This is a genomic window from Phenylobacterium sp., assembly GCF_035569475.1.
In the GTDB taxonomy this organism is placed as follows: domain Bacteria; phylum Pseudomonadota; class Alphaproteobacteria; order Caulobacterales; family Caulobacteraceae; genus Phenylobacterium.
The window spans coordinates 1-9,130 of the sequence record NZ_DATMNA010000072.1 but is presented as its reverse complement, the minus strand read 5'-3'; the positions used below and the strand labels follow the sequence as shown (position 1 = coordinate 9,130).

Below are 9,130 nucleotides of genomic sequence, written 5' to 3'. Positions count from 1 at the left end.
TCCCGGCGGGAATGCGCACCGAGCCGCCGGTGTCGCTGCCGAGGGCGGCGTCGACCAGGCCGGCCGCGACGGCGACCGCCGAGCCGGAGGACGAGCCGCCGGGCGCGCGATGGACCTTGGCGTCCCACGGATTCCAGGGCGCGCCGACCGCGCGATTGGTGCCCCAGCCGCCGTAGGCCAGCTCCACGGTCTGGGTCTTGCCCACCGCCCGCCAACCGGCGTCGAGCAGCTTCTGCACGACCACAGCGTGGGCGGCGGGATCGTCGGCCAGCGGAACCTTCGCCCCGCCGCCGGTGGGTACGCCCTTGACGTCGAACAGGTCCTTGATCGCGAAGACCGGCCCGTCGCCACCGCCCAACGCCGGGTCGAAGAGGCGGACGAACGCGTTCAGGCGGCCATCGTAGCGGCGGATCCGGGCAAGCGCGTCGTCGGGCGTCATGGCATCCTTTGGGCCGGGCGTTTGGGCGGCCGTCGCGAACCCGGCGACTATCGCTGCTATGGCGTCAGGAAACCAGATGACGCACGCGATCGGCTGTGGCCATCGTTCAGGCCATGACCGCCCCTGTGCCCGATCAGCTTCGCACCGCCATCCGGTTCCTGGGCCGCGTGCTGGGCGACATGATCCGCGCCGAGGACGGCGAGGCGGTGTTCAGCCAGATCGAGGAGACCCGCCAGGCCTCCGTGGCCTTCCACCGCGAGGGCACGGACGCCGCCGCCAAGGCCATGGCCGAGCGGCTGGGCGCCCTCAGCCTGCCGGACACGGTGCGTTTCGCCCATTCCTTCGCCTGCTTCCTGCAGATCACCAACATCGCCGAGGACCAGATCCAGCGGCGCCGCGGGCGCGGCGGGGACAGCCGGCCCGACACCCTGGCCGGGGCGATCCGCACCCTGGCCTCGGAGGGCGTGGGCCTTGACCGGGTGGTGGAGCTGCTGCAGGGCGCCCTGGTGGCGCCGGTGATCACCGCCCACCCCAGCGAGGTTCGCCGCAAGAGCGTGCTCGACCGCGTGGGCGCCATAGCCGACGACCTGGACGCCTACGACCAAGCGCGCACCGACGCCGAGCGGGCGGCCATCGAGCGCGAGCTGAAGCGCCAGGTCTCGATCTTCTGGCGCACCCGCCTGCTGCGCTCGGTGAAGCCGGGCGTCGAGGACGAGGTGGAGAACGCGGTTTCCTACTTCGAACGCAGCTTCCTGCCGGAGCTGCCCAGGCTCTACGCCCACTGGGTTGAGGTGCTGGGCCGTCCGCCGGCGCTGAACAGCTTCCTGCGGGTCGGCTCCTGGGTGGGCGGCGACCGGGACGGCAATCCGTTCGTGACCGCCGAGGTGATGCGCTCGGCCATGGCGCGCCAGGCGCGCGCGGTGCTGAACGTCTATCTGGACGGCGTCCACGCCCTGGGCGCGGAGCTATCGCAGTCCGCGCGGCTGGCCAGGGTGAGCCCGGAACTTCAGGCGCTGGCCGGCCTGGCGCGCGACGCCTCGGCCCAGCGGGCGGACGAGCCCTACCGCCAGGCGCTGACCGGGGTCTATGCGCGGCTGGCGGCGACCTTCCGGCTGCTGGTCGGGGAGGCGCCCGCGCGGCCCGCCGCCGTGCAGGCCGAGGCCTACGGATCGCCGGACGACTTCAAGGCCGACCTGGAGACCGTGCTGGCCAGCCTGATCGCCAGCCATGGCGACCTCTTCGCCCAGGGACCGCTGCCGGACCTGATCCGGGCGGTGGACACCTTCGGTTTTCACCTGGCCCGCCTGGACGTGCGCCAGAACTCCTCGGCGCACGAGCGCGTCGTGGCGGAGCTGCTCAAGACGGCCGGCGTCTGCGCCGACTACGCCGGCCTGGACGAGGCGGCGCGCTGCAGCCTGCTGGTGGCGGAGCTGGGCCACGGGCGCCTGCTGCACTCGCCTTTCGAGGCCTACGGCGAGGAGACGATGCGGGAGTACGCCATCCTGCAGGCCGCCGCGGAAGTGAAGCGGCTCTACGGGCGGGACGCGATCCGTTCCTACATCGTGTCGAACACCACCTCCGTCTCAGACCTGCTGGAGGTCTATCTGCTGTTGAAGGAGGTGGGCCTGTTCACGCCCGGCGACGGCGCGGCGCGGCCGCCGGTCGCCCAGATCTTCGCCGAGCCGCTGTTCGAAACCATCGCCGACCTGCGCGCCGCGCCCGAGACGCTCAAGGCCTATCTGGCGCTGCCGCTGATCCGCAAGCTGGTGGAGCCGATCGGCCTGCAGGAGGTGATGATCGGCTATTCGGACTCCAACAAGGACGGCAGCTACCTGACCTCGACCTGGGAGCTTTACCAGGGCTCCCGCGCGCTGGGCCGCGTCGCTCGCGACGAGGGGCTGAGGCTGCAGCTCTTCCACGGGCGCGGCGGCGCCGTGGGCCGCGGCGGCGGCTCCAGCTTCGACGCCATCCTGGCCCAGCCCGGCGGCACGGTGAACGGCCGCATCCGCATCACCGAGCAGGGCGAGGTGGTGGCCAACAAATACGCCGATCCGGAGCTGGCGCGGCAGAGCCTGGAGACGCTGACCGCCGGCATGGTGCTGGCCTCGTTCCGCGACGAGGCGCGCTCCGCCGTCGCCGAGCCGCACGCCAAGGCCATGGAGGCCCTCAGCCGCGGCTCGATGGCCGCCTACCGCGCCCTGGTCCACGACACCCCGGGCTTCGTCGATTACTTCTACGGCGCGACCCCGATCAGCGAGATCGCCGACCTGAACATCGGCAGCCGGCCCACCTCGCGCCAGACGACGCGCAGCATCGCCGGCCTGCGGGCCATCCCCTGGGTGTTCTCCTGGGCCCAGGCGCGGACCATGCTGCCGGGCTGGTTCGGCTTCGGCTCGGCGGTGCGCGACGCCGGCGTGCCGATCGAACAGCTCGCCGAGCTTCACGCGGACTGGCCGTTCTTCTCCTCGGCGCTCGCCAACATGGAGATGGTGCTGGCCAAGTCCGACATGGCCATCGCCGGGCGCTACGCCGGCCTGGTGGAGGACAGGGTCCTGGCCGACCACATCTTCGGCCAGATCCGCGACGAGTGGGAGCGCACCTGCGAAGCCCTGCTGGCCATCACCGGCCAGTCGCAGGTCCTGGAGAAGGACCCCGACCTCGCCGCGGCCATCCGCTCGCGCCTGCCCTACATCGACCCGCTCAACCACCTGCAGATCGAGCTGATCCGCCGCCGGCGGCGCGGCGACCAGGACGAGGCGGTGAAAGAGGGCATCCACCTGACCATCAACGGCGTGGCGGCGGGCCTGCGGAACACCGGCTGAGCGGGGAGGGCAAGCCCATGGCGACCACACGGCGCGATCATCTGAGGCTGGGCGCCGGGGCGCTGGCGGGGCTGGCCATGCCCGGCCCGGCGGCGCGCGCGGCGGAAGGGAGGCCCAGGAAAATGCGAATCCTCATCCTCGGCGGCACCGGCTTCATCGGCCCGCACCAGGTCCGCTATGCGCTCAGCCGCGGCCACCAGGTGACGATCTTCAACCGCGGCCGTCAGAAGGAAGCCTGGCCCGGGCCGGTGGAGGAGCTGCTCGGCGACCGCAACACCGGCGACCTGAAGTCGCTGGAGGGCCGCGAGTGGGACGTCTGCATCGACAATCCCACGACCCTGCCGTTCTGGGTGCGCGACGCCGCCAAGGTGCTGAAGGGCAAGGTCGGACACTACCTCTTCGTCTCGACGATCTCGGTCTACGACAGGAACGACAGGCCGGCCGACGAGACCGCGCCGCTGGCGGCCTATGAGGGCGCCGACCCCATGGCCGAGACCGCCCAGACGCTGGCCAAGAGCCTCGCGCTCTACGGCCCGCTGAAGGCGGTGAGCGAGGCCGAGGCGCGGCGTCAGTTCGGGGAGGCGGCCACCACGATCGTCCGCCCAGGCCTGATCGTCGGGCCCGGCGACGAGACCGACCGCTTCAGCTATTGGCCGGTGCGGCTGGCCAATCCCGGCGCGCGATGGGGCGCCGAGGTCGCCGCGCCCGGCGACGGCGCCGACCCGGTGCAGTTCATCGATGCGCGCGACCTGGCCGAATGGATCGTCCGCATGGCCGAGCAGCGCACCCCAGGGGCCTTCAATGCGACCGGGCCGGCGCGGCCGATGACCACCAGGACGTTCCTCGACGGCGTGGCCTCCGGGGTGAATGCGGCGCCGAAACTGGCCTGGATCCCGACCGCCTTTCTCGAGGCGCAGAAGGTCAACGCCTGGAGCGACATGCCCGTATGGATCCCGGGGCAGGGGGAGACCTTCGGTTTCCACCGCCGCAGCATCGCCCGGGCGTTGAAGGCCGGCCTGACCTATCGCCCGCTGCCGGTGACGGCCGCCGACACCCTGGCCTGGTTCAGGACCCTGCCGGCTGAACGGCAGGCCAAGCTCCGCTCGGGCCTGACGCCGGAGCGCGAGGCCGCGCTGCTCGCCGCCTGGAAGGCCGCAGCCAAGGGCTAGCCGCCCTCAGCGGAGGGCGACATTTATCTTTTATATCAATACTAAAATACAGACGAGTTGAGGTGTCAGGCGAGGCGTGGCGTCAAGCATGTGGGGTTGATGTCGGTTCGGGAGAGTAGGCTTGCTTGTGAGTATCTTCCGCCAGGTCGGGCGGATCGCGGGCGCATGAGCGCCTTTATCGTCGTTTTCGAATGGCCGGCGGCCACGAAGATCGCCGCCCGCACCGAACGGATCGAGGCCGGCGGGCCGGAAGAGGCCAAGTTGCAGGCCGCGTTGCTGTTCGCCAGCGAAACGTTCGAGCATGGCCTCCCCGTCCGCTACATGGTGTTCGACGGCCGCGGCGGCATCGTGTTCCGCTATCCCGACGGCGTGTGAGCGCGTCGGCGCGCGTGAGGCTGGCGCAGGGCCGGCGCCGGCCATAAGGGAGAGGAATGAACCTCTACGACCTCCTCGCGCGCGGATTTCCGGCGGATCGATCCAGGCCGGCCTTCCTGCTCGGGGACGGCGGCGAGGTCAGTTACGCCGAGCTGGAAGCGGGCGCGGCGCAGGTCGCGGGCCATCTGCTGGCGCGGGGCGTGCGGCCGGGCGACAGGGTCGGGCTGCAGGCCGAGAAGTCGGTCGAGGCGGTGACGATCTACCTGGGGGCGCTGAAGGCCGGAGCGGTCTTCCTACCGCTCAACGCCGCCTACACCGCCGCCGAGGTCGACTACTTCGTGGAGGACGCCGAGCCCGCGGTGTTCGTCACCGATCCGCGCTCATTTCTGGCCGAGGCCCAAGCCGCCGCGCCCCTGGCGCAAGCCGTCCCCCGCGCCGACGACGACGTGGCTTCGCTGATCTACACCAGCGGCACCACCGGCCGTTCCAAGGGCGCCATGCTGAGCCACGGGAACCTGGCGGCCAACGCCGTGGCGCTGCACCGGGCCTGGGGCTTCACGCCGGACGACGTGCTGCTGCACGCCCTGCCGATCTTCCACGTCCACGGCCTGTTCGTGGCCCTGCACTGCGCCTTCCTTTCCGGCGCGCCGATGGTCTGGCTGCCCAGGTTCGATGACGCCCAGGTGATCGCGGGCCTCGCCCGGTCCACGGTGATGATGGGGGTGCCGACCTTCTACAGCCGCCTGCTGGCCAACCCGCAGTTCACCCGCGAGCGCGCGCAGCACATGCGCCTGTTCATCTCCGGCTCCGCGCCGCTGCTGGAGTCGACCTTCGCCGAGTTCGAGGAGCGCACCGGCGCGCGCATCCTGGAGCGCTACGGCATGAGCGAGGCGGTGATCATCACCACCAATCCTCTGGACGGCGAGCGCATCCCCGGAAGCGTCGGCTATCCCCTGCCAGGCGTGGAGCTGCGCATCGGCGGCGGCGAGGAGACCGGCGTCATAGAGATCCGCGGGCCCAGCGTCTTCTCCGGCTACTGGCGGATGCCCGAAAAGACCGCCGAGGAGTTCACCGCCGACGGTTTCTTCAAGACCGGCGACGTGGGCCGCCGCGACCTCGACGGGCGGGTCTGGATCAGCGGCCGGGCCAAGGACCTGATCATTTCCGGCGGCTACAACGTCTATCCCAAGGAGATCGAGCTGGTGCTCGACGAGCTCGCGGGCGTCACCGAAAGCGCGGTGGTGGGCGTGCCGCACCCGGACTTCGGCGAGGGCGTGGTGGCGGTGGTCATCGGGGCCGGGGACGAGGCGTCGATGATCGCCGAGTGCCGTCGCCAGCTCGCGCCCTACAAGTCGCCCAAGCGCATCGTCTTCGTCGAGGACCTGCCGCGCAACGCCATGGGCAAGGTGCAGAAGAACCTGCTACGCGACCGATATACGGACCTGTTCACGGCCGGCTGAAACCACGAAGGAAGGCGTCATGGACCTGCAGCTCAAGGGCAAGACCGCCCTGGTCACCGGGGCGACCCGCGGCATCGGCCGGGCCATCGCCGAGACCTTCGCCGACGAGGGCGCCAACGTCGCCATCTGCGCCCGCAAGACCGACGAGGTGGCCGAAGCGGTGAAGGCGCTCGAGGCCAAGGGCGTGAAGGCCTGGGGCGATGTGGTGGACATCGCCGACGGCCCGGCGCTGCAGGCGTTCGTGAAGGCCGCGGCCGGGAAGCTGGGCGGGCTGGACGTGCTGGTCTCCAACGCCAGCGCGCTCGTCCAGGGCAATTCGGAAGCCGACTGGCAGGCGATGTTCGACATCGACATGCTGGGCGCCGTGCGCACCTGGGAGGCGGCGAAACCCTTCCTCACCGAGGCGGCGGCGAAGACCGGCGACGCCTGCTTCATCATCACGTCGTCCGTGTCGGCGGTGAACTCGGACAACCCGTCGTCCTACGGCGCCATGAAGGCCGCCCTGATCCATTTCGCCAAGGGCGTGGCGCGGCAGAACGCGGCGATCAAGGTCCGCTGCAACGTGGTCTCGCCCGGGACGGTGTTCTTCGAGGGCGGCGTCTGGGGCAACGTGAAAGCCAACATGCCGGGCTTCTTCGACCAGATGATCAAACGCAACCCGACCGGCCGCATGGCGACGCCCGAGGAGATCGCCGCGGCCACCGTGTTCCTGGCGAGCCCGCGCTCGGCCTTCACGACGGGGATCAATATGATCGTCGACGGCGCGATCACTCAGCGCGTGAATTACTGAGGCTAAGGTCATGAACTACAACTACTATGAGCTTCGGCTGAAGCGGGATCGGGCGGCCCAGAAGGCGTTGGCCGACCACGTCCGCGCGACGCTGGGCCCCGCGGCGGTGGCGGTGTTTTCACCCCTGCTGGGCTTCGCCTCCAACCAGGCCTTGATCCTCACGGACGGGTCCGCGCCCACTGAAGCCGTCATGCGCGCGCCGGGCGTGGTCTCGGCCGAGCGGCATCGTCTGACGCCGACGATCCGGCCCGCCGATGGCGCGCGGCCGACGGCCATGGGCGTCTATGTCCACAACTGGTTCACGATCGACGCGACCGGGTTCGATGAGTTCGTGAAGCTCTCCGGCGAGGCCTGGCCGGATTTCGAGGGCCACTTCGAGACCAGGATCTTCGGCCTCTTCGCCGCCGAACCCAGCAAGGATGACCTGATGGAGGGCGCGCGGCGCCTGCTCCTGATGACCGGCTACCGCGACCTCAACGAATGGCAGAAGAGCCGCAACCCTGCCGAGACCGCGCGCAGCGCCTTCGCGCGGCGGCGCGACCTCACCCGGGTTTCCCTGGCGCGCGCCTGCGTCCTGGCTCCGGGCGCCTAGGGAGGACCGCCATGGCCCAAGCCGCGCTCTCGGGCCTCAGGGTCCTCGACTGCACCCACGTCATCGCCGGCGCCTACTGCTCGATGATCCTGGCCGACCTGGGGGCCGACGTGGTCAAGATCGAGCCGCCGGCCGGCGAGAGCACGCGCGAGATGGGCGGAGCGGCTTTCCGCGCCTTTGACTTCGTCAATCGCAACAAGCGGGCTATCGCGCTGGACCTGACGACCGAGCACGGGGCGGCGGTCGTGCGAAAGCTGGCCGAGACGGCGGACGTCTTCGTCGAGAACTACCGGCCCGGGTCGCTCGACCGTATGGGCCTGGGCTATGCTGAGCTTTCGAAGATCAACCCGCGGCTGGTCTATTGCTCGGTTTCCGGCTTCGGGCTGGATGGGCCCTACCGCAACCGCGGCGGCTTCGACCTGATCGCCCAGGCGATGAGCGGGATCATGAGCTTCGTGGGCGAGGCGGGCAGCGAGACGCCGTGTTCGACAGCGGTGCCGATCTCCGACCTCAACGCCGGGGTGTTCGCCGCCGTGGGCGTCCTGGCCGCGCTGCAGAGCCGGCACGCCACCGGCAAGGGCCAGCAGGTGGAGAGCTCGCTGCTGGAGTCGGCGCTCGCCTACACGATCTGGGAGAGCGGCATGTACCTGACCACCGGCGCGGTGGCCCAGCGCAACGGCGCGCGCCACCGCCTGGCCGCGCCCTATGAGGCCTTGCGGACCGCCGACGGCCACATGGTGGTCGGCGTCAACAGCCAGCGCCTGTGGCGGCGGTTCTGCGACGCGATCGGCGATCCCGGCCTGGCGGAGGAGCCGGGCTTCGACACGACCGGCGGCCGGATGAAGAACCGCGACGCCCTGCAGGCGCGGATCGAGGCGATCCTGACCGCCGACACGTCCGCCAACTGGGTGCTGAAACTGGAGGCCAAGGGCGTGCCGGCCGGGCCCCTGAACACGATCGCCGAGGCCTGGGACGACCCGCAGATCAAGGCCCGCGGCCTGCTGGCCGAAGCGGGCGGGCGCAAGTTTCCGCGCACCCCGATCAAGCTGCACGACACGCCTGTGGCCCTGACCCGCGGGCCCGCCGAGGTGGGCGAGCACACGCGCGAGGTGCTCTCCGAGGCGGGGTTCACGGCCGCCGAGATCGAGGCCCTGATCGCCGAGGGCGCGGCGGCCACGGAACGCAAGACGGAGGTCCCCGCATGAGCGGCCAGGTGCATGTCCAGCCGGTCAGTGAGGCCATCGTCTTGCTGGAGATCGACAACCCGCCGATGAACCCGCTAGGCGAGGCGATGCGTGAGACCTTCATGGCGGCGCTCGACCAGGTGGAGGCCAACGATGCGCTCCGCTGCCTGATCGTCACCGGCGAGGGCCGCGCCTTCTGCGCCGGCGACGACCTGAAGAACACCGGCCCGGGCGGCGAGGACCTGGCGGGGTTCGGCCGTCTGCTCGACCGCCTGGAGGCCACGCGGGTCCCGGTGGTC

Annotated in this window: 9 protein-coding genes; 8 read left to right on the top strand and 1 reads right to left on the bottom strand. The window is 70.7% G+C overall.

From position 1 onward, the window contains the following. Positions 1-439, bottom strand: a 439-nt coding sequence (locus tag VNW53_RS10745) for an amidase (RefSeq protein WP_325555627.1), incomplete at its 3' end; no start/stop codon positions are given. Between the two features lie 113 nt (positions 440-552). On the opposite strand from VNW53_RS10745, the gene ppc reads away from it, so the two are divergent. From ppc to VNW53_RS10705, 8 genes are all read left to right on the top strand, one after another. Beyond that, on the top strand, positions 553-3,261 hold the full coding sequence (gene ppc / locus VNW53_RS10740; RefSeq protein ID WP_325555626.1) for a phosphoenolpyruvate carboxylase: 2,709 nt from the start codon (positions 553-555) through the stop codon (positions 3,259-3,261). A 122-nt stretch (positions 3,262-3,383) separates the two neighbouring features. Next, complete coding sequence (locus VNW53_RS10735; protein WP_325555624.1) at positions 3,384-4,430, top strand: NAD-dependent epimerase/dehydratase family protein; 1,047 nt, start codon at positions 3,384-3,386, stop codon at positions 4,428-4,430. A 165-nt stretch (positions 4,431-4,595) separates the two neighbouring features. After that, complete coding sequence (locus tag VNW53_RS10730) at positions 4,596-4,805, top strand: hypothetical protein (RefSeq protein WP_325555622.1); 210 nt, start codon at positions 4,596-4,598, stop codon at positions 4,803-4,805. Between the two features lie 56 nt (positions 4,806-4,861). Further along, complete coding sequence (locus VNW53_RS10725) at positions 4,862-6,265, top strand: AMP-binding protein (protein WP_325555620.1); 1,404 nt, start codon at positions 4,862-4,864, stop codon at positions 6,263-6,265. Positions 6,266-6,284: 19 nt separating this feature from the next. Further along, complete coding sequence (locus tag VNW53_RS10720; protein ID WP_325555618.1) at positions 6,285-7,055, top strand: SDR family NAD(P)-dependent oxidoreductase; 771 nt, start codon at positions 6,285-6,287, stop codon at positions 7,053-7,055. 10 nt (positions 7,056-7,065) lie between these two features. Continuing rightward, the gene (locus VNW53_RS10715; RefSeq protein ID WP_325555617.1) at positions 7,066-7,647 is read left to right on the top strand and encodes a hypothetical protein; all 582 of its coding nucleotides are present in this window, start codon (positions 7,066-7,068) and stop codon (positions 7,645-7,647) included. Between the two features lie 11 nt (positions 7,648-7,658). Next, complete coding sequence (locus VNW53_RS10710; protein WP_325555615.1) at positions 7,659-8,852, top strand: CoA transferase; 1,194 nt, start codon at positions 7,659-7,661, stop codon at positions 8,850-8,852. Continuing rightward, positions 8,849-9,130 (top strand): enoyl-CoA hydratase/isomerase family protein (locus tag VNW53_RS10705; protein WP_325555613.1); only part of this gene is annotated, 282 nt, incomplete at its 3' end. The genes VNW53_RS10710 and VNW53_RS10705, both read left to right, overlap by 4 nt.

Excerpts from the sequence above, each read along its gene's own strand:
- ppc (WP_325555626.1), top strand. The coding sequence starts at position 553 with ATGACCGCCCCTGTGCCCGATCAGCTTCGCACCGCCATCCGGTTCCTG.
- VNW53_RS10735 (WP_325555624.1), top strand. The coding sequence starts at position 3,384 with ATGCGAATCCTCATCCTCGGCGGCACCGGCTTCATCGGCCCGCACCAG.
- VNW53_RS10730 (WP_325555622.1), top strand. The coding sequence starts at position 4,596 with ATGAGCGCCTTTATCGTCGTTTTCGAATGGCCGGCGGCCACGAAGATC.
- VNW53_RS10725 (WP_325555620.1), top strand. The coding sequence starts at position 4,862 with ATGAACCTCTACGACCTCCTCGCGCGCGGATTTCCGGCGGATCGATCC.
- VNW53_RS10720 (WP_325555618.1), top strand. The coding sequence starts at position 6,285 with ATGGACCTGCAGCTCAAGGGCAAGACCGCCCTGGTCACCGGGGCGACC.
- VNW53_RS10715 (WP_325555617.1), top strand. The coding sequence starts at position 7,066 with ATGAACTACAACTACTATGAGCTTCGGCTGAAGCGGGATCGGGCGGCC.
- VNW53_RS10710 (WP_325555615.1), top strand. The coding sequence starts at position 7,659 with ATGGCCCAAGCCGCGCTCTCGGGCCTCAGGGTCCTCGACTGCACCCAC.